General features: G+C 53.5%; 17 protein-coding genes. 11 read left to right on the top strand and 6 right to left on the bottom strand.

Translation table 11 applies throughout. From position 1 onward, the window contains the following. Window positions 1-174: 174 nt before the first annotated feature. The 3 genes from JUK32_RS06460 to psb30 all read right to left on the bottom strand — a co-directional run bounded on the left by JUK32_RS06460 (window position 175) and on the right by psb30 (window position 3,828). The gene (locus JUK32_RS06460) at window positions 175-2,037 is read right to left on the bottom strand and encodes a tetratricopeptide repeat protein (protein ID WP_204138030.1); all 1,863 of its coding nucleotides are present in this window, start codon (window positions 2,035-2,037) and stop codon (window positions 175-177) included. A 190-nt stretch (window positions 2,038-2,227) separates the two neighbouring features. Beyond that, window positions 2,228-3,457, bottom strand: coding sequence for a M20 family metallopeptidase (locus tag JUK32_RS06465; RefSeq protein ID WP_204138031.1), 1,230 nt, complete (start codon window positions 3,455-3,457; stop codon window positions 2,228-2,230). 239 nt (window positions 3,458-3,696) lie between these two features. Next, entirely contained in the window at window positions 3,697-3,828 is a 132-nt protein-coding gene (gene psb30, locus JUK32_RS06470) for a photosystem II reaction center protein Ycf12/Psb30 (protein WP_204138032.1), read from the bottom strand. 119 nt (window positions 3,829-3,947) lie between these two features. On the opposite strand from psb30, the gene JUK32_RS06475 reads away from it, so the two are divergent. From JUK32_RS06475 to JUK32_RS28435, 5 genes are all read left to right on the top strand, one after another. Then, window positions 3,948-4,310: a YkgJ family cysteine cluster protein gene (locus JUK32_RS06475; protein WP_204138033.1), complete on the top strand. Its 363-nt coding sequence runs from the start codon at window positions 3,948-3,950 to the stop codon at window positions 4,308-4,310. Between the two features lie 300 nt (window positions 4,311-4,610). Then, window positions 4,611-5,387 carry a proteasome-type protease gene (locus JUK32_RS06480; RefSeq protein WP_204138034.1) on the top strand — a complete coding sequence of 259 codons (777 nt, stop codon included), beginning with the start codon at window positions 4,611-4,613 and terminating at the stop codon, window positions 5,385-5,387. Window positions 5,388-5,587: 200 nt separating this feature from the next. Beyond that, entirely contained in the window at window positions 5,588-7,033 is a 1,446-nt protein-coding gene (locus tag JUK32_RS06485; RefSeq protein WP_204138035.1) for a circularly permuted type 2 ATP-grasp protein, read from the top strand. After that, window positions 7,027-7,983 (top strand): alpha-E domain-containing protein, encoded by a 957-nt coding sequence (locus tag JUK32_RS06490; protein WP_204138036.1) that lies wholly within the window; start codon window positions 7,027-7,029, stop codon window positions 7,981-7,983. The genes JUK32_RS06485 and JUK32_RS06490 overlap by 7 nt, the downstream gene beginning before the upstream one ends. Before the next feature lie 13 nt (window positions 7,984-7,996). Then, a complete protein-coding gene (locus JUK32_RS28435; RefSeq protein ID WP_204138037.1) occupies window positions 7,997-8,860 on the top strand; it encodes a transglutaminase family protein in 864 nt (287 codons plus the stop codon). A 49-nt stretch (window positions 8,861-8,909) separates the two neighbouring features. Here the strand turns inward: JUK32_RS28435 and JUK32_RS06500 are convergent, their stop codons facing one another. After that, window positions 8,910-10,022: a metallophosphoesterase gene (locus tag JUK32_RS06500; RefSeq protein WP_204138038.1), complete on the bottom strand. Its 1,113-nt coding sequence runs from the start codon at window positions 10,020-10,022 to the stop codon at window positions 8,910-8,912. A 121-nt stretch (window positions 10,023-10,143) separates the two neighbouring features. Between JUK32_RS06500 and JUK32_RS06505 the strand changes: the two genes are divergently transcribed. The 5 genes from JUK32_RS06505 (at window position 10,144) to JUK32_RS06525 (ending at window position 16,438) form a co-directional block, all read left to right on the top strand. Continuing rightward, the gene (locus JUK32_RS06505; protein WP_204138039.1) at window positions 10,144-10,554 is read left to right on the top strand and encodes a gamma-glutamylcyclotransferase; all 411 of its coding nucleotides are present in this window, start codon (window positions 10,144-10,146) and stop codon (window positions 10,552-10,554) included. Between the two features lie 134 nt (window positions 10,555-10,688). Further along, window positions 10,689-12,137, top strand: a complete 1,449-nt coding sequence (locus JUK32_RS06510) for a cation:proton antiporter (protein WP_204138040.1) — start codon at window positions 10,689-10,691, stop codon at window positions 12,135-12,137. Window positions 12,138-12,249: 112 nt separating this feature from the next. Beyond that, entirely contained in the window at window positions 12,250-12,390 is a 141-nt protein-coding gene (locus JUK32_RS06515; RefSeq protein ID WP_204138041.1) for a hypothetical protein, read from the top strand. A 761-nt stretch (window positions 12,391-13,151) separates the two neighbouring features. Beyond that, window positions 13,152-14,612 (top strand): hypothetical protein, encoded by a 1,461-nt coding sequence (locus JUK32_RS06520; RefSeq protein ID WP_204138042.1) that lies wholly within the window; start codon window positions 13,152-13,154, stop codon window positions 14,610-14,612. 758 nt (window positions 14,613-15,370) lie between these two features. Next, window positions 15,371-16,438, top strand: coding sequence for a PEP-CTERM sorting domain-containing protein (locus tag JUK32_RS06525; RefSeq protein WP_204138043.1), 1,068 nt, complete (start codon window positions 15,371-15,373; stop codon window positions 16,436-16,438). Window positions 16,439-16,584: 146 nt separating this feature from the next. Here the strand turns inward: JUK32_RS06525 and JUK32_RS06530 are convergent, their stop codons facing one another. Both JUK32_RS06530 and JUK32_RS06535 read right to left on the bottom strand, forming a co-directional pair. Further along, window positions 16,585-17,811 carry a hypothetical protein gene (locus tag JUK32_RS06530; RefSeq protein WP_204138044.1) on the bottom strand — a complete coding sequence of 409 codons (1,227 nt, stop codon included), beginning with the start codon at window positions 17,809-17,811 and terminating at the stop codon, window positions 16,585-16,587. Between the two features lie 622 nt (window positions 17,812-18,433). Next, a complete protein-coding gene (locus tag JUK32_RS06535) occupies window positions 18,434-19,003 on the bottom strand; it encodes an SRPBCC family protein (protein WP_204138045.1) in 570 nt (189 codons plus the stop codon). Between the two features lie 292 nt (window positions 19,004-19,295). Between JUK32_RS06535 and JUK32_RS06540 the strand changes: the two genes are divergently transcribed. After that, a complete protein-coding gene (locus JUK32_RS06540; RefSeq protein WP_204138046.1) occupies window positions 19,296-20,966 on the top strand; it encodes an ATP-binding protein in 1,671 nt (556 codons plus the stop codon). Window positions 20,967-21,141: the final 175 nt, after the last annotated feature.

Below are 21,141 nucleotides of genomic sequence, written 5' to 3' on the forward strand. Positions count from 1 at the left end.
AGTTCTCGAAAGTGACGACTTTCTCACGATGAGACTACCGATACTTTGCTCCCAAAACTTTTCTGCACCAGTGAGGAGAACCTACATCCAGACGCTCCTTGATACCCGATAAAGAGAACAGAGTTTCATAATGTCTATGGCACTTTAGTCTTTATTCAAGTAGCTTCAACCCGCCTAGCCCAACGACTCGCGGTATTCGGCCAGCAGTTTGGGCAAGTAGTCGTAGCCATCGACGCCAATTTGCTTCAGGAAGGCCGGACGATAGGCTTCCAGCGCAGATTGAAAGGCCTCTGGCCCCAGTTGACCGTAGAGGATGCTCAGCGTACCGGCGGGCTGATGCCACTGCTCAGAGTTGATTTGCCACAGCAGATACATACTCAGCGCCGCGCAGAACACCGACATTTTGGTGTTTTCGAGGTTTTGGTAGGCGATCGCCAGATAGCTGTAGTTCACTCCCTGCAAAAAGACATCGCCGATCGCTTGGGAAATGTGCAGCCCCTTTTCTAACGCGCCCACCGCCTGGTCATAATGTCGCAGCATCACTTGGGCCACGCCGAGACTATTGGCACAAAGCGCTTCGCTGGGGCGGTCTTGCACTTGCTCGCTAAGCTGTAACCCCTGTTCTAAATACGTCAGCACTGACTCGATCTGCTCCGGCTCGACGGCTTGTTCTTGAGCGCGGGAGATTTCGCTGTAGCCAAAGTTAGCCAGGGCATTCGCTTCACCGACACGATCGCCCGCCTGCCGCGCCAAGATCAACGCTCGCTGACTGTGGGCGATCGCCCCCGCAAAATCCTGCTGCATCACACAGGTGCGGCTGAGATGGTTGAGGTTGGCAATTTCGCAGCGCTGATCTTTCACTTCACGCGCACTCTCAATCGCCCGTTCGTGGAACTGTTGCGCCAGGTCATAGCGGCCCAAGGCCCGTTGAGAGTAGCCCAGCAGCGTCAAGATGCGGGCCTTAGTGGCGGTATTGGGCACTTCCCGCAGCGGTTGATCGAGATAGTCCAGCAGCGTCCGCAGCGGTTCGCCAGAGAGAGCAGTGAAGAGACCGCCATATAAGGGAAAGTAGTCTTGTTGAGAAAACTGTCGCAAGACTTGCAGCGCCATCTGAAAGCAGCCTTCAGCGAGTAACGGTTGCCGCAACTCGCTCAGCCGCCGCGAGAGCTGACTCCACACCACGGCAAAGGTGAGGAAGGTGGCGATCGACAAGCGTTTACCCGCTTTAGGGTCGTAGGGCTGCTGGTCAAACCAGGTCACGAGGGAGAGCTGGAGCCGTTGGAGGGCGATCGCCATTTCCACCCAAGTTCTGACTTCGAGGGGAATGGGCAACCCCTGCGCCGTCACCGCCTGATGTTCCGCCAGGTCAGTCAAGATGCGCTGAATGCTGGTGGTTTCCACCTGCTTCGCCCAGTAGGGCCAGGGGCCTTGGGGAGTGTCATTGCCAAAGCCGATCGACTGCTGGCTCTGGTCATAAATCCAACTAACGGTGTGGCCTTCGAGCTGTTGCCAGGTGTTGAGTCCCTGGAGTAATCCGGTGGACAACTCTTGGAGCGTCGGTTCGGCCGTCGGTTCGGTTTCCAGTTGTCGGAGCTGCTGGGCCAGGGTTTTGATTTCGTCACGGCTGAGGTGATGGGGCTGATTGGGATCGATCGCTTGCAGCAGAGCATTGAGTCGATCTTGGTCGGTGGTGCGGATCAGGGTGGCGATCGCACTAGACAAGGCTGCCGTGCTTTGATTGTCCTTTTGCCAATGCTCAAACTCACTTTGCAAGGTGGTGAGAGCCCGCTGGCGACGGGTGGCTTTCGCCTGTTTCAGCTCATCGGTTTCGCTCTCTAAAATCGCGGCCACGGCAGCCACTTCCGCCGTCAAAACTTGCTCAAACACCTCGCCTTCCCCCGGCTCAATATCTGTTTGCAGCAGCTTTAAAACCTGTGCCTTAGAGCGAATTTGCCCTTTCATCGTCATCTTGACAATACGCTCAAGCAATTCCTGAGACCGCGTCTCTGGGCTTGGGGAGAGATTGGCATCAGCCATAACGAATCCTCGAATGAAAGCAGCAATCAGTCGTCAACTAATAATCAGCAACCAGGGGTACCCTTCGCCTTATAGAAATGAACTGGTATGCGCTTCATTGTAATGATCTGTTCTCCCGAACAACTTTTACCTGGGGAGAGTCGTGCGCGGGGGGGCCAGCCGAAGCTCGCCATTGCCAGTCTTAGGATAATTAGGCCGCTTTCGAGTCATGGGCCGTCTGCCCCTGCTCGGGCAAGGAAACTTGGAACGTTTCCCAATATCGCACGATCGCATAAGCCAGAGTGGTCACCCCGGTCGCGATCGCCACCTCGTTGGCCTCAAACTTGGGGTGATGTAAAGGATGGTTCGGCGTGCCTGGCGTACCGATGCCCAAACGAAACATCGTGCCGGGGGCATGTTCCAGATAAACCGAAAAGTCTTCGGCCCCTAACGAGGGTTCACCAATTACCTGCACATGGTCATCACCACAAACGCCTCGGGCGCACTGTTCCAGCAGCTGCGTCAAGGCCGGGTCATTCATGACACCAGGCACGCCGGGCCGATAGCTGACCTCATATTTCGCCCCAAAGGGTTGACAGACCCCAGCGACCACATCGTCAATCCAACCGGGCAGCTCGCGGCGCGTATCGGGATGCAGCGATCGCACCGTGCCCGTCATCCGCACATGATCCGCAATGACATTCGGTGCCCGCCCCCCTTGAATCTGGCCAATGGTCAGCACAACTGGACGCAAAGGATTGTGGGTGCGGCTGATGGCCTGCTGTAACGTCGTGATCACCTGGGCGGCAATCCAAATGGCGTCGATCGCCTCGTGGGGCCGCGCGCCATGCCCCGACTCCCCGACAATATTGATTTCCAGGTCGTCGGCAGCGGCGGTAAGCGCCCCATACCGAATGCCAATGTCTCCCCCCATGACGGAGGGATAAACATGGACGCCAAAAATCGCCGCGACCCCCGCCATCACATCATCCGCCACCATCCAGCGAGCGCCCTGGGCTGTTTCTTCCGCTGGTTGAAAAATGAATCGCAGTGGCCCTGGCAGCGGGACTCCCAGTTCGGCCAACACCATGGCCACCCCCAAACCGACCGTGGTGTGAATATCGTGACCGCAAGCGTGCATAACGCCGGGCTTTTGCGAGGCAAACTCTAGGGGTGCCTTTTCTAAAATGGGCAGGGCATCCATATCGATGCGCAAGGCTAAAAAATCGGCCCGTTCGCCCGTCCCAGGCAGCTCGGCAATGACGCCCGTTTTTCCCACTAATTCTTGCGCTTTCAACCCGCAGGAAGACAGCACCCCAGCCACATAGGCGGCGGTTTGATATTCTTGACCGCTCAGCTCAGGATGGCTGTGGAGGTGACGGCGGATTTCAATCAAACGGGGGGTCAGATGGTCGGCGATCGCGCGAATTCGGTCAAGCATGAACGGCTCACAGTAGCGTATTCACATCTTAGAGCGGCTAGCGGTGGTCCAGTTGCTCAGAGCGCAAATCCTCGGGATGAGGGGAGGCAATTGCCGGGCGCGATCGCAGACAATGTCACAATAAAAACGTGACCGTGCCCAAGGCTGCGATCACGTTTCCTGATCTTGTGAAGCCAGTCGAACCTCGAAGCGACCAAAGGAGTTCCACTGACAAATGGTCACCAAAAAGTTGTCGTCGCCTACAGGTCGCCGCCCCGTGCCGCTAGTAGGAAAACAATGACTGGCCCAGCAATCACAATCATGGCTAGCATAGTGAGCTGTGCAATCAGCTCAAAGTTAATGCCACCGAACAAATTTGAAATGAACTCCATGGATCCTCCCAGACAACAAATTGGCCCTTCCACAGGCCCGACTGCGCTATTTTATCCGGTGTTGGGAACAGACATTTAACTAACTTTACAAAATTCTAAGGGAAGGAACCTGCGCACCGATGGCACATTGGCAATGTATTCAAGGCTGTGGCGCTTGCTGTCAGCTCAACCCGAGCGATCGCCCCGACCTCGACAGCTATCTCAGCCCGGATGAACTCGCTCACTATCTCAGTCTGGTGGGGGAGGACGGCTGGTGCATCAACTACGACCACGACCAGCGGCGCTGCAAAATTTATGAGACCCGCCCCGACTTTTGCCGCGTGCAGCCCGACACCTTCAGTCGCATGTTTGGCATCGACCCCGCCGAACTCGATGAGTTTGCCATTGACTGCTGCGAGCAACAAATTGCCGGGGTCTATGGCAACCAAAGTGAAGAACTGGGTCGGTTTGTCGCGGCGGTAGACCCCGACCCTGAGACGTGAATGGCGACCTCGAAGTGAAGAATACTGCGAAAATTCGCTCACGCGGCAAAAAAATTGCTCTAATACGAATAGAGAACTGCTTTAAGTAGTCGTTATTACAGGCATCTGTGTTTAGCCCGACGCTTCTACCGATCCCCCTGAGCTCTCTCTTTTAAAACGAGACTTCGAGCCGAAATGTTGATCGCCTCCTCGATCAGGGGGCGACCGCCAGGGATCGCATCGACCCGCGAAACAGACCCTGACTGTTGGTCAAAGCGACCGTTACCTGGCCCACCCACTATTTTTAATTCCCCGTTTTCAATGACTTATTGTTTAGGCATTCACGTTCGGCAAGGGGTGTTGCTTGCCGCCGACTCACGCACCAATGCCGGGGTTGATTACATTTCCCGCTATCGCAAGCTATTCGACTTTTCGGTGCCGGGCGATCGCGCCCTCATGCTCTGCACTTCCGGCAATCTTTCCATTACCCAAGCGGTGATGCACACCCTCGATCGCGACCTGGTTACCGACTCCGAGGTGAATCTGTACGCCCTGCCCACGATGTACGACATCGCCCGGTATATCGGCACCTGCATTCGCAACCTGCAAGAAATCGATCGCCCCTGGCTGCAAAAAGACAAAATCGACTTTCAGTGCAGCTTTCTATTGGGCGGACAAGTCAAAGGCGAGGCCCCCCAGCTGTATCAGATTTACAGCCAGGGCAACTGTATTCGTAGCACGCCGGAAACGCCGTTTCTGCAAATTGGCGAAACCAAATACGGCAAGCCGATTCTCGATCGCACCCTCACCTACGAATCAAGCATCGAAGATGTAGCCAAATATGCCTTACTCTCAATCGACTCCACCATGCGCTCAAATCTGTCGGTGGGGCCACCCATCAACCTGATCATGTACCACACCGACAGCTTCCAGATTGGGCATAAGGCACGGTTCATTGCGGGCGACCCTTACCTGTTGAAGATGCGCAAACATTGGGAAGTGGCCCTGCGGGAGGCCGCCGCCAGTATGCCCGAAATTGAATGGAATTCTTCCGCTTTGCCCGATGGCCCCGACCTGAGTGATATCTCAGAACCGTAGGAGATCGCGTGCCCCCATTCCCCCAGGGGACGGTCCCCTCAACAGGGGACCGTCCCCTATTCTGCCTCTATGGCAAAGTGCGTTAAACCGGCTTGTGTCATGCTTGTGTTGGCATTAAGCTTTGCCCGACCGTATCTGCTGTTACGGTACATCGGTCAGGTAACCCAGTATGAGTGATTTGACGGCCTTGGAGGGAATGCATGACCAGCTTGGAGACTTATGATCCCGGCGATTTTTACGATGAGCTGTTTGCGTCACCAGGAACGCCTCGTCCGGCTGCTGCTGAACTGGTAAGGCGCATCCAATCCTTGCCGTTTGCAGAGCTACAGCGTCGGCAAGACGCCGCCCAAAAAATGCTCTTTAAGTTGGGGGTCACGTTCAACGTTTATAACGATAACCAAGGCACCGAGCGGATTTTTCCCTTTGACGTCATTCCCCGGTTTGTGCCCTATAGCGAATGGGAAGGTCTCGAAAAAGGGCTTAAGCAGCGGATTGCCGCGTTGAACTGCTTCATTCATGACATCTACAACGACCAAAAAATCATTCACGATGGCGTGATCTCGCGAGAAGCGATCGAAACCGCTCCTGGTTTTTTGCCCGCTTGCAAGGGGCTGCAGCCCCCCAAAGGCATTTGGTGCCACATCACCGGCACCGACCTCGTCAAAGATCGAGACGGCAGTTGGTATGTGTTGGAAGACAATCTGCGCTGTCCCTCCGGCGTTTCCTATGTGTTAGAAAATCGCCGGGTGATGAAAAGCTCGTTTCCCAGATTTTTTGATGCGCTCGACATTCAACCCGTGGATGACTATGCGAGCCAACTGCTGGAAGCCTTGCTGAATCTCGCGCCGTCAAATGTATCCGACCCCTGTGTGGTCTTGCTGACACCCGGCATCTACAACTCCGCCTATTTTGAACATTCCTTTCTCGCGCAGCAGATGGGCATTGAATTGGTAGAAGGTCGCGATTTAGTCGTGGCTGATGGCTATCTGCAAATGCGCACCACTAAAGGCTTGCGACGGGTGGATGTGATTTATCGACGCATTGACGATGATTTTCTCGATCCGCAAGCTTTCCGAGCCGATTCCATGTTGGGGGTGTCGGGCTTGATGGAGGTCTATCGTCAGGGCCGGGTGGCGATCGCCAACGCCCCCGGTACGGGCATCGCGGACGACAAGATGATTTACGCCTACGTGCCGCAAATGATTCGCTACTACCTGGACGAAGACCAGATTTTGCAAAACGTGCCCACCTATCTCTGTGAAGATGCCAAACAACGCGAGTACGTCCTCACTCACCTCGACGAACTGGTGGTGAAAGCGACGAATGCGTCTGGTGGCTACGGCATGCTGATGGGGCCACACTCCACTGACGAAGAACGCGCTGCCTTTGCGGAAAAAATCAAAGCCGATCCGCGCAACTACATCGCCCAGCCGACCCTTAGCCTGTCTCGCGTGCCCACCTTGATAGACGGCCAGTTTGAGGGGTGCCACGTCGATTTGCGCCCCTTCATTTTGTATGGCAAAGAGGTTTACGTGAATCCGGGCGGGTTGACCCGCGTGGCGCTGCGGCGGGGGTCGCTGGTCGTGAATTCGTCCCAAGGGGGCGGCAGCAAAGATACCTGGGTGGTCAAGGAGAGCACATGTTAAGCCGAGTAGCGGATTCAATTTACTGGCTCAATCGTTATGTCGAGCGGGCGGAAAATGTCGCGCGATTCGTGGAGGTAAATCTCAACTTACTGTTAGATACCTCCGTTGCGGGGATGCCCCAGCAATGGCAACCCCTGGTGACGACGACGGGCGATCGCCAACTGTTTGAAGAGCGGTATGGCGACGCCAGCGCCGAAAACGTCTTAAAGTTTTTGACCTTTGATAGCGCTTATTCCAACTCGATTTTGTCTTGTGTGCAGTCGGCGCGGGAAAATGCGCGGGCCGTGCGCGAAATTATTTCGTCCGAAATGTGGGAGCAGGTCAATACGTTTTATTTGTGGATGAAAGAAGCCGCAGAGAACGACTACTCGCTGGAACAGCTCTACAGCTTTTATCCCGAAGTCAAAATGTCGAGCCATCTCTTTGCCGGGGTGACCGATGCGACGATGGCCCATAACGAAGGGTGGAATTTTGGCCGACTGGGGCGGTTACTCGAACGGGCTGACAAGACGGCGCGCATTTTGGATGTGAAATACTACATCCTGCTGCCCTCCGTTAAGCATGTGGGGACGCCCCTGGATGAGCTGCAATGGATTTCGCTGCTGAAATCGGCCAGTGCTTATGAGATGTATCGCAAGCGGCAGCGGCGGGTGTCGCCTGAGGGCATTACCAAGTTCTTGACTTTAAATTCAGAGTTTCCCCGGTCGATCCTCTTTTGTCTATTGCAGGCCGAGCGATCGCTGCACCAAATCACGGGCACGACCATGGGCAGTTGGTGCAACAACAGCGAGCGCACCCTGGGCCGACTCCGCTCAGAACTGGAATACATGACCCTAGAAGAGGTCTTTGACATCGGGCTGCACGAGTTTCTTGATAAGCTGCAAACGCGGCTCAATACCGTGGGTGAGCACGTCTATGAAGATTTTATGGCGGTGCCGCTGACCTCTTAGTTGAGTATTCTCTGTGCGCTATCACGTTTCTCACACGACCCACTATCTCTATCCCCACCCGGTCAAACTGGGTGCCCACACCGTGAGATTGCGACCGCGCAGCGATGGCAGTCAGCACTTGCAGCGGTTTGCGATCGTGGTTTCTCCCGAGCCGGATAAAAAGTCGGAACTGTTAGATATCGAAGGCAACACTTGTCTGCGGCTGTGGTTTCCCGATGAGGAAATCAAAGAATTACGCATCTACACCCAAGCCGAAGTGGAAACCGTGCGCGATAACCCCTTCGACTATCTCAGCGAACCCTGGGCCATCACGGCTCCGATTGACTATCCGCAGGCGATCGCGGCCCACCTTGCCCCTTACCTACAACCGTCACTATCCACCCGGTTCAGCCCGCCCGTGGTGGACTGGGCCCAAACCTTGCTCCAGGACGTGCAGGGCAATGTCGGTCAGTTTCTCTCGCAGTTAACCCAAGCGATTTACGAAGAGTTCCAATACTTTCATCGGCCCGAGGGCGATGCGCAGCCAGCGGGGGTCACGATGAGCCAAAAAGCTGGTTCCTGCCGGGATTTTGCAGTGCTATTTGTCGAGGCTTGTCAGGCGGTCGGGTTGGCAGCGCGCTTTGTCAGCGGCTACCAAGAAGGCGATGAAGCGCAGCAAAGTCGGGAGCTGCACGCCTGGCCCGAGGTGTACCTGCCCGGTGGCGGTTGGCGCGGTTTTGACCCCACCCATGGGCTGGCGGTGAGCGATCGCCACATTGCCCTAGCGGCGGCAGTCCACCCCCAAAATGCGGCCCCGGTGACGGGTACCCTGCAACCTGGCTATTTCGGACAGTCGACCCTCAAATATCAGATCCAGATTCAGCGATCGTTCCGCTGAGATTCCCCAGCGGCTAGCCCCGCTGATGCGAACCCATGATGATCGCAGCCTATGGCTGGCTCAACTCCAAAATCGCGTGATTATCGATCGGGCGATATCGTCCGGCGTCATCGACGGCCCCAAAGGCTTGGAATAACGGCTGCATTTCAGCCGGAAAATGAGCGTAATCAAAGCGACCATCACCGCTAGAGATATCAGCCCAAAAGTCCTCTAAGTCTGGAGCATAAAACTCAGCCTTGGCTGTCGACAAATTAAACGGTGGACTCATGAGAAAGCGCACCATGAAATTTTGGGAGCGATCGCGCATCCACTGACGCGACGTGACTTGTAAATCGGGCCAGTCGGGCACCGCTTGCACCCGATGACTCTCGACGGCCAACTGCCACTGACTAGACAGTTGCGGCGTTAGCGTCAGCAACCGATAGGGGTGGGGATAGCTGACCAACGACCCCGTGGTAATTTCCCACAAGTCGCCCTCCTGGGCGATGTCTTGCACATGTAGGTGCCCGGTAAACAAGAGGTTGACTTGGCCCTCGCGTAAACGCCGGATCAACTCATTTCGATTTTTCGTGATGTAGCGCCGCCCCATGGGATGCCGGGCCTGACCGGGCAAATGTTCCAACACATTATGGTGAATGGCGACCATCACCCAATCGCCGCGTAACTGTTCCAGCGTGGCCGACAGCCAATCTAGTTGCTCCGCATCGACAAACCCAGAGAATAGCTGTTGCCCTGTCTCGTCAAAGGCAATCGAGTTCAGGCCAATTAAATGTACATTGGGCAGAATTTCTTGATGATAATAGGGGCGATCGCTGCGGTAGCCAAAATCGCGATAAAGCTGGGGAAAGTCCGTCAGCCCAATCGTGTGCTCGTCCCCATCGCGGGTAATAATGTCGTGGTTGCCCGGCACCACATAGGCCGGAAAGGGCAGCTGTTTGAGACGGTTAATCAACCATTCGTGGTTTTCGCGCTCGCCATGCTGAGTGAGATCCCCCGGCAGCAGCAAAAAGTCGAGAGCCTGCGTTTCGAGCGATCGCAAAATCTGCTCAATGGCGGGAATGCTGACTTCCACCAAATGAAATCGCTGAGGCGTGTGGGCGATGGTGTGCGGTAACGCGATGTGAGGGTCGCTGATGATGGCAAAACGCAAAGGACGAACCATAGTGTGTGTATCGCTGGCAAAACACAAAAACTGGCTCCAGCCTAGCCCAAAGCTCTCTGCAACAGCTTCACCAACGCTGGTTCTACCGTACATTTCTGACCAGATCTAGCGCCGTATTTCCATGTGCAAACTCTTCGTCTATGGCACGCTGAAGCCGGATGAGTCCGCTTATGCCAACTATTGTGCGCCCCACGTGATGCGGGCCGAGGTCGCTCTTATGCAGGGGCAGCTATTTCACTTGCCGCAGGGCTATCCGGCCATGACTGTGGGCGATCGCTGGGTGACCGGGGCCTTACTCACCTTGCGAGACGAAGCGGCGATCGCCCACATCGATCAGTTCGAAGACTACGATCCCACCCTTCCCGCCACGAGCAATCTATATCAACGACTCCAGCGTCCAGTTTTCGCCACAACCCAAGCCCCCTTGGGCACCGCTTGGGCTTACCTGATGGCCGCCGAGAGAGTGATCGCCCTCGGCGGTATACCAATTGACGAGGGCATTTGGTCAAGACGCACCTTCCCCTCGATTTGAACCGCCCCTGTCGTGGCGGGCAGCCTTGGGCAAATACCCCCCATGCGCAAATAAGTCCCCAGATCTGATTGGTTTGAACATTGGCTAATTCCTGAACTCATGTAAGGTGGGTAAGATGTGTTTTTTCGAGCCGTATGGTGGATGCACTTTCCTGCTTTAATTTCTTCGGCAGTTTCCTGGGGATCCCCCCCTTCTCAGTAACTTGGCCGCCCTTTTTGGCCGAAGTCAATGAAGCGGAAATTGAACCTTTAGTATTGGCCGGCGTGTTGCTGAGCCTGATCACTGTTTATCTTGCTGCCAAGATCGGTGGCGAATTGTGTGCCCGGGTCAATCTCCCCCCGGTGCTGGGTGAGTTGCTCGGGGGCGTCGTTGTCGGCGTGTCAGCCTTGCATCTCATCGTCTTTCCAGAAGGGGCGGGCGAGTCCGGCTCAGTACTCATGCAGCTGGTCGAAAGCACCAGCAGCGTCGGGCCAGAAGGGTTGCTTTCCGTCTTTCGAGGAGAAAGCGAAGTGGTCTCGGTGCTCGCTGAGTTGGGAGTGATTATCCTGCTATTTGAGATTGGCCTCGAATCGGATTTGAAAGAGTTGATCCGGGTGGGGCCACAAGCCGCAATCGTCGCTGTCATTGGCGTGGTCGTACCGTTCGCGCTAGGTACCGCTGGCCTCATTGCGCTGTTCAATATTGCTACGGTGCCAGCGGTGTTTGCCGGAGCTGCTCTCACGGCAACGAGTATTGGTATTACTGCCAAAGTGCTCGCAGAGATTCAAAAACTGAGCTCTAAAGAAGGGCAAATTATCATTGGTGCTGCCGTCTTGGATGACGTGCTCGGCATCATTGTGCTGGCAGTGGTCGCCAGCCTTGCCAAAACCGGCGAAATTGAAATCAAAAATGTGGCGATTTTGATTGTCAGTGCAGCTGTTTTCTTGGTTGGAGCCATCTTGGTCGGTCGTTTGCTCAGCCCCCTCTTTGTCGGGCTAGTGGACAAAATGGAGACCCGGGGTGAGCTGATTATTAGCTCGCTGGTTTTTGCCTTTGCACTGTCTTATATTGCTGCGACCATTCAGCTAGAGGCGATTCTCGGAGCCTTTGCAGCGGGGCTGATTTTGGCCGAGACGCCTAAACATAAGCAATTGGAAGAGCAGATTATTCCTATTGCGGATATGTTGGTGCCCGTCTTTTTTGTGACGGTGGGGGCTCGCACCGATGTGAGTGTGCTGAATCCACTCGATCCGGCCAACCGCGAAGGGCTCATCATTGCCTCTTTCTTGGTGATAGTCGCCATCGTCGGCAAAGTCGTCACCGGGTTTGCCGTATTTGGTCAACCAGGCGTCAATCGATTGGCGATCGGGGTCGGAATGATCCCCCGAGGCGAGGTGGGCTTGGTCTTTGCGGGTGTCGGCTCGGCGAGTGGTGCCCTCTCAGAATCCTTGGAAGCGGCCATTATTGTGATGGTTATTTTGACCACCTTTGTGGCACCGCCCTTACTGCGCGTGGTCTTTAAAGATTCCGACAGCATTCCTCCAGACGAAGAAGTCCAGGTGGCGGCGAGTACTTCCTCGGAAGAACAGCCTTCAGCCTCCTGAATAGGATCTGAGGTGGGCGATCGCCCCCACCTCATGCCCACATTTCCTCAAGGCATGTGCCATAGTTCGGTGTTGTGCCCTAGTTGTTACCAGCTAGGGCACGTTGATAGCTATGAGCGACTCCATTCAGCACTCACAACTAGACCAAATTCGTCGGTCTGTGTGGTTTCACCTCACCAGCCCCGTGCAGCAATTGGTGGTTAGGCTAGCGCGCGATCGCAACTATCCTTTAGCCATCATTCTCTTTTTTTAACCGCGACCAATAATTTACTCGCTCCTTCATAACGCTTGTGGGGGAGTCCAGTCAGTAGTGTCGAAAAGAATCTTAGGTAAGCCAAAGTAATCAGCATGTCAATCACGGTTCAGAAAAACTTCCAGTGAATCAGAACTAAGTTGACTTCGGCTCATCGCCTTATTCAGCATTGATACTTCCTTGATTGCATGTTTTTACGGAAGCCATTAGTCCGTAAGATATGTAAAGTTTATACAAAGAAAACCGCTGCGTTCAGGTCTTAATGACTAAGAAATTATACGGAAACCGCTTTAGTTTCCTTTAGTAGAATTTCATGATCGCGCAGCGAGTTTTTCGAGGCTCTGATGGTGCAAATCTACCAAATACGGTGATGTCAGGGTCGGAAAAGACAATACTAGCCCGTGAAGATCTATAGGATTTCTAGAATTCCTCGGCGCAACTTAAGGAGCGTACGACTTTCTAGAAGAGAACGAGTTGGCGAGAGTTCAGGGCAAAAAAATTGATTTTAGCTTGATTAAAAACTTAAACTGTCAAGCTTGAGTTTTTAATCCGCATTAGCATTTCTTTCTTCGCTCCCCAAGACCGCAGCAAGATTTTTTCCCTGAGCAAAAAGCCTATTCGGGGTCCTTCAGCGTGCACTTTTGGGACTCTAAATTTCTTGCCAAATTCTCACATCCCAACCATTATCGGTTACTGTTTCAGCGTCTTTTTCGCCCTGGTTTCACCGGTTCATTATCTGAAAACACCTTCAGGGAAAAACCATGAAACTCATTAGTCTGAATGAAAACACGGTCAAGTTTGGGCCAAGTACCTCAGAGGCAAGCTTAAAAGCCAGCGGTGCCGCTAGCATTACGTTTGGCAGCACCACAATTTACATCGGTACCTTCCAAGCATCGAGTAATAATCAAGACCCCATTGTGACCAGTTTCACCAATGGCAGTCGCAACTGGACGCAATACTACGACACCTCTGGGATTGATGGTCGGGGTGTGGGCTTGCTGTGGGACGGGGTATCTCAAAACTTGTACGGGGTATTCACGGCTGATGGCGGCTCCCAGGGCGGCAATACTTTTGGGCAAGCCACTCAAGGCGGTTGGCTGTCGGGCTATGGCTCGGGTGGCGGGCCGAAGGTGAGTGTATTGCTCAAGCTCAACCCCACGACAGGGGCATCGGAGGCGGGAACGTTCATCCGCGCCCAACTTTCCAACGGTAATACCAATACCCTGACGCCTGTCGATTTAGATTTCGTTGACAATCAAGTCGTCTTTTTCGGTGACTCTTTCTTCACCCCTCTGGATGTGAATGGCCAGCGGTTCAACAACCAAAATCCAGCTTTCACCAGTCCATTTGACTATCGGGTGGTTTTTAGCACGGATCTGTCGCGAGCGACCAGCGCTGCAGCCATTGGTTGGAATGGCGTCACGACCTTGGGCGCGGCTGGAGGACATTCGGCAAATCGTTATAGTGGCAGCGGTCTCTTTCTCGCATTGAGCCTGTCTGCCCAAATCGGCGCAGCCGGATTTGGGCAACCCGTTAACACCTTCGGTAACGTGGTGAATGGTATTAACATTGAGCACATTTTTGACGAGGGGTATTATTTAGCCACTAATCCTGATGTTGCTGCTGCTGTCAAAGCCGGATGGGTCAAGTCGGGCTATCGACATTTTCTCGTTGCAGGCTTGGCAGAAGGTCGTGAGCCATTCCAGTTTTATGACGAAGCGTTCTACCTTGCCCAAAATGCCGATGTTGCCGCAGTGGTAGGGTCTGGAGCCTTAACGAGTGGGTTACAGCACTTTCTCTCGTTTGGTCATGAAGAAGAGCGGGATCCTGCCGCTACGTTTGATAGCAGTGACTATTTGCTGAGCAACCCAGATGTCAAGAATGCTGTTGCTCAAGGTGCGATCGCTAGCGCATTTACACACTTCGCAAATTTTGGTCTAGCTGAAGGACGTTTTTCAGATGTCCTCTTATTTGATGAAAAGTACTACCTGGCAAATAATTCTGATGTCGCGCAAGTCGTAAATGCTGGCCTGGTTAGCTCCGGATGGGAGCATTTCCTCGCTTTTGGCCAAACCGAAAAACGTGATCCCAGTGCTGGCTTTAGCCAAGATACCTACTTATCACTTCATCAAGATGTGGCGGTGGCGGTAGCCAACGGGGGTATGCCGAGTGCTTTTTATCACTATGCAGCCTTTGGTATTGCTGAAGGTCGAGTGATTTAGCGCTTGAGCCGAAGAGGCAAGGCTCACTGCTCATAAGGCAGTAAATGCGCATTGCCGCTGCTGAATTGAGCGAAGTTTGAGGCTGTATCCAGGCTGCTGGCTTCATGAAGTCTTGAACAAAGTTGGGACAGTTGTGTAGAAAATACTGAGGCACTAATACCTGTATCATTCAATATTTTCACGGAAGTCAGTAGTCCTCGGTATGTGTGAAGGTCTCATAAAGAAAACCACTGCGTCAGCTTCTCATGATTAGGAAATTATACGGAAACTGCTTTAATTTCCTTTAGGAGAATTTCATGATGACGTAACTGGATTGTCTGTGCTCTGATGGTGCATGTCTACCAGGAACAAAGTGATGTCAGAGTCGGAAAAGACGATAACTTGCCCGCGAATGTCGACAGGATGTCTAGGATTCTTCAGCGTTGTTCTTATGAGTGCATAGTTCTAATGAGCACCCAGTTTCCTAGTGGAAGATGAGTTAGTAACCGTTCGGGTTCAACAAGTTGGTTTTAGGTTTGTCCACAATTTGAGCTCCCAAGCCTGACTTTAAGGTCGGTATCACTGGCGACTACTCGTGTCCCCAGCGGCGGCAGTATTATCTAGCCGTTTTGGCCGGCACTCGACAGATTCATCGTGAGTCTGCTGGCCGTGTTACCGATCTCCGAACGCTTACTGCACCGCGTCTTCGTCCCTTTGAAAGTCTTTTTTGCTCTGGTTTCACTGGTTCATCATCTGAAAACACCTTCAGGGAAAAACCCATGAAATCCATTTTTGCGGCTGCGATCGCGGCTACCTTGGGCTGTTTGAGTGCTCTACCGGCTCACGCTGCGGCGTTGAGTAGCCTGAATAATGGGGTCGTCAAATTTGCCCCTAGTACCTCAGAAGCCGATCTGCTTGACCTTAATGCTGCCAGCATTTCATTTGGCGACACCACAATTTACATCGGCACCTTCCAAAAAGGGAGAAATAACCAAGATCCCATTGTGACCAGTTTCACAAATGGGGTGCGCGACTGGATTCAGTACTACGACACCTCCGGTATTGATGGTCGGGGCGCTGGCTTACTATGGGATGAAACCTCTCAAAACTTGTACGGAGTATTCACAGCTGATGGCGGTTCCCAAGGGACAGAAACCTTTGGGCAGGCGACTCAGGGCGGTTGGCTCTCGGGCTATGGTGCCGGGGGAGGCGCTGCAGTGAGCGTATTACTCAAGCTCAATCCGAACACTGGTGACTCTGAAGCGGGAACCTTTATCCGCTCTGCCCTCTCCAGTGGCAACACCAATACCGTTAGACCAACCGGGCTAGATTTCGTTGACAACCAGGTGGTCTTTTTTGGGGATTCTTTCTTCGCGCCTGTGGATATCAACGGGCAGCGGTTTGATGATCTAGCTCCTGGCTTTAATACTCCATTTGAGTATCGGGTCGTGCTAACAACCGATCTGTCACAGGCGACTCGCGCTGAATCTATCGGGTGGAATGGCGTGACTGAGTTTAGTCCACTAACGACCGCAACAGGTAGCGAGAATTCTGGCTCGGATGACTCTGAGAACCCGACAGATAGCGGGACGACGGGCGCTGAAGGAGGAGGAGCCGGGACGCCAGAGGATAGCGGCGGTGCAACGGCTGGCGACGCCACAGGTCAAGACGATACGCCTGCTACTGGTGGTACGGGTGATAGTGGTAGCGAGATTGTCGATGATATCGAGCCTGGCAAAGAGGCCGAATCAGTTCCAGAACCAGGGGTTTTAGTTGGGTTATTAGCAATTATGGCCGTTGGGGTGTGGCGACAGCGATCGCACACATCCGCTTCCAAGGCCGCCTGATCACCCAGAAGCTATAACTATGCGGACTGCGTACCTTAAATGCGAAGCAGTCCGCTTTTCCATCATCGAAAACAACAGTACGGCTTTGGATTACTCAACCATCTAAGGTCATGCCCATGCTGACGACAGTTACTGTAAAGCCTAGCTTAGGGCAACTTCGCGCCACAGGCTCGGCAGTGCGGCAACAAGCGATAGGTCGAGACGTGACAAGTGGGACATTCCCGCAACTGACCATACCCGCAGTGAGGACAATGGGTTTCGGCATGATGCAGCTTTTTGGCACAGCGAATGCAGCGACCTTTTTGCACTCGCCCCGCTGCCTGCACCTTGGGATTGAAGACAACTTTTTGGAAAAATTTGATCAGGCCAAAGCCCAACAGCGGAATCAGTAAGATATACAGATAGCTCACCAGGAACTGTAGGCCGCCGAGCAAGACGATCGCCAGATCCGTTAGCACCGAAAAGAGTGCCCCCACCTGCAAAATCTGGAAGACTTTCACAATCAGCGGCACAGTGAAAATCACCAACAGATGCCAACTCAGGAGCGCGACTAGGCCGTAGTTGCGGCGTTGAGCAAGTTGATGCACCGCCCAGGCGATCGTCAGCAACGGTATCAAAAACAGTCCCTGAAAGAAGATTTGAATCGTGGGGTGCCAAAAGTTGGCGCGATTATATTGCTGTTCAAGTTGGGCAAATTGTCCGTCATTCATCAGCAGCGAGAGGATAGGTTGACTGCTGGCGTCAGCCACCACCTCCGCCTTGAGTGCATCAATCTCATCCGTCAAGCTTTCGATCTGAGCGGTGTTGCGATCGAGTTCCTGCTTGGCGTTAGCCGCTTCAACCTCGTTGATCGAGAGTTCTTCAGACTGTCCGGCTAATGCTTCTAACAGCGTAGAATCGTATTGCTCACGAATTTGGCGGTTAGCCGCTTCGAGGCTAGCGATTTCACCCTCCCGCTGATTGATGGCGGCCAGGCGCTGCTGATTCGCCGCTGTCTGCACTTGATCGTAGCGGCTGGCATAGGTTTGGCAGATTTCAGAGACTTGTCCTAGGTGTTCGCTGGTAGTGGTTTGGTAGCGCTCTTGAAGGGACTCCTCTGCTGGCGATCGCACCAGTGCTGCTTGCAGAAACTCGAACGACTTATTCTCGTTCGTTTGCTGTCGGTAAGCCACCCACTCGCTGTAGCAAGGATGTTCTTGTTGAGGGCTGATCGGCCAATTGCCAACATCATGCAAGCCCCAGAACACATTTGACAAGATAAACAGGTCAATCAAAATGATGACGACCAAGCTGACTTTGTTGATGGGCTCGTTGTTGACCTGATTGCTTTTGCGAAAGAAACGGCGCAGACTGCGCTTGAGTGGATTCGCCATCTCGTTACCTCAGCTGAGACTCCTGCCCCAAAATAACCTGGAGCAACTGCCCTGAGTATGGCGAGGAACGCGGCAATTACTGAGACCAGACTGACAGATTTTGAGGCGGCGGCACTAGTGCTCTGTCAGTGCTTGATTTTAGGGTGATACACACTCGCCAACATCCTATTGCCTGCGGCAAGGCAAGGCCTACGACAAACTCAGGATGAGCGGGATCTGTGCATTCGGGCTGAGCTGGTCGTTCGCCCAGTGGCTCCCTCCAAGAGCATGCCCTAAGTTTTAGGCTTGACGCTGCATTAGCCTGTTTTCAACTTCTTGACTACAGCAACATGCTCTTAACCTGACACGAATCCCCACTGTGAAAACTCTGTCCTTGCCAAGACGCTCAGAAATTGGCTTAATCATCCATTTCCAGAGACTCAACGCCTGTGTTCTCAGCGCTGGCACCATGCTATCTGTCCAAAGTCAAAGACTACTTAAGCGCAAGAAAGCCGTCAGCATTACGACGCCGATGAGCATACTCCAGGTGAGACTGTTGCAGAAGCGAGATTGCAGTTAACCCATTAACGCAAAAACCCTACTCAGAGGCGTAGGGTACATCATCCGCTAACCGAAGCAACAACTACGCACTGCCGTTAGCCACGATCGCATAATTACGAATCGCCTGTAAATTTTGGGTTAAATCATTTCGTAAATGCCGTTCAATCAGCATGGCGGGAATAGCCCGAGGCGGACAAACCGTAATTTCGTAATTTAAGCGAGTGACTTGATCCGACTCATTGGCTTGCTCCAACTTCCAGACCCCTTCAAAAGATTTGAAGTCGCCCTCAACCATAGAGAAGCCAATACGGTGGGGAAACTGCTCGGCCATATCAAGCACCACCCGGGCGCAAAACTGGATATTGAGGAAGCATTGAGAACCCACTTGCTCCAGCAAAGTACGCGAGTCACCCGTCTCTAGGCGGCGGCTCACCGTCAGGTTAGGAATAAAATTGGACAAATTTTCGTAATCCGTCAAAATACCCCACACTTGCTCAACCGGACAAGGAATGGAAATCGAAGCGAGAATCCGGCGGTGGCGTTGTGGTAATTTTTCTGTCTCAATGCACAAGTTGCCTGCACTAAATAAGTCGTCCAGTGCAGGTTCAACTGGCATATCTTCTAAGGCTTCGAGCGGAGTCGCGTCAGTCATTGTGATGCTTGCCGATACCTACTGCATATTAGACCTAAATTGCCACGATTGATCAAGTCCACCGCATGAATGGATGCCTCAATGGTGACTAATATTGAGTCGTTAATTTATAGAATACTGCGGGGCTTTGCTGTCATATCACCGTGGAATCGCGGCAGTTTTTGCACGGACGGTGTCCGGCTCCGTAAAACCCGTATTTTTGCTGAGCGCCAGAAAATATCGATCTTGCCAGTTGCTGCTGCATCCGAAACATTTGCACTATAGTTTTTCTTAGGAGAATCCGGAATCCGCTATGACCGCAGACATGCTTCAAGTTGTCGGCACTGTTAAAGGCCCCGGCGAAAACGGGAATGAATATTTGTTCATCACCGCCGATAACCGCGAGGTCAAGATTGGCGAATTTGTGGCGTATCAAGTGCAGCAGGGGCATGAAACGCTAAGCATTCTCGGCAAGATTGCCGATCGCCGCTTAATTGATCATCTGCCCGATCGCATTTTTGCGGATACGGGCATCAGTCCTGATGCGATCGCGGCCCTTGTCGGCTTCGCGTACCCGGATCCAGAAATTTACGAAGTCACCGTTGCGGTCATTGGTTATTTCCATCCTGCTTTGGGATTCATCAATCCCCGACTGACACCGGATCCCGGCTCCAAAGTCTATCGGGTTGACGATGCCACGCTGGTCAAGGTGGTTAATAAAAAGCAGCCGGGAGAAATCGGGGGGGCGCATGTTGGTTCCCTACTGCTGAGACCGGGAGAAACGGTGCCCGTCGCGCTGGACGTGAAGGAACTGGTGAGTACCCACATGGCGATTTTGGCGGGGACGGGCTCCGGCAAATCGTACACCGCTGGTGTGCTGATTGAAGAATTGCTACGGCCTAACAATCGCGCCGCCGTTCTCGTCTTTGACCCCCATGGGGAATACGGCACGCTGGGCGATATGCGGGGACATCCTGCTTTTCAAGGCGACGACGGCTACGCCCCTCAAGTCAAAGTGCTGACGCCAGAAGACATTCGCATTCGCATGTCATCGCTTGATTATTACGACGTGATGACCCTGCTGCCGAATATGAGCGATCGCCAGCAGGCGATTCTCAGCAAGGCTTTCAAGATTCTCAAGCGCCATCGCCACGGCGATTATCGGTGGGATGTAGAAGACCTGATCCGTGCCGTGAATGAAGCGGACACTAGCGAAGACGATGACGGCAATCCCAAGATCGGGTCGTCGGCTCCCGCGATCGAATGGAAGCTTGAAAAGCTCGCGAGTTCTGACTACTTCCACCGAGCGGAGCATCTCGCACCGAAGGATCTCTTTGAGCCGGGTCAGGTCACGGTGCTGCAAATGAACGAAATTAGCCAGGAAGAGCAGCAAGTGATTTGTGCTGCCGTGCTACGTCAGACTTACCAGGCGCGCATGGGGACAGAGAAAGAAAATATTTCCGAGGCAGATGAGAATTATCTGCCCTATCCAGTCTTCATTTTGTTGGAAGAGTCGCACCGGTTTGCGCCGGCTCACGAGCCGGCCCGCTGCAAGCAAGTGCTGCGTACCATTCTCAGTGAGGGACGTAAGTTTGGCATGGGGGTAGGGCTGATTACCCAACGCCCTGGCAAACTGGACTCGGATGTGCTGTCGCAATGCATGAGCCAATTTCTGATGCGCATTGTGAATCCGGTGGATCAGGAAAGTTTGAAATACGGCGTGGAAGCGGCGGGTCGGGATCTGCTTAAAGAACTCCCCTCTCTCACCAAGGGACAGGTCATTATTTCCGGGGCCTGTGTGAACACCCCGGTGCTGTGCCAAGTCCGCCAACGCCTAACCCAGCACGGCGGCGAGACGATGGATGCGCCGCAAGACTGGCAAAAGTATTTTCAACAGCACCACGCGCGCAAACGCAAAATTGAGCAGGCCACCGTGGCTCGCCCGAAACCGGCCGAAACCGTCGGCGGAATCAGCATTGAGTAGCGCGATCGCCCCCACGCCCCCTGGCAGAACGTTGCCAAATGTTATGGACATTGCCAGCGATCTACAACAGTTGACGCGTCGATACGGAAAACTGGCGTCAATCACTGGGCATCAATCGACGCAGCTATTCGATAGATTATCTAACAACCGGGTTCATGCATGGGTTTGGATACTC

This window comes from Halomicronema sp. CCY15110 (assembly GCF_016888165.1).
Classification (GTDB): Bacteria; Cyanobacteriota; Cyanobacteriia; order Phormidesmidales; family Phormidesmidaceae; genus Halomicronema.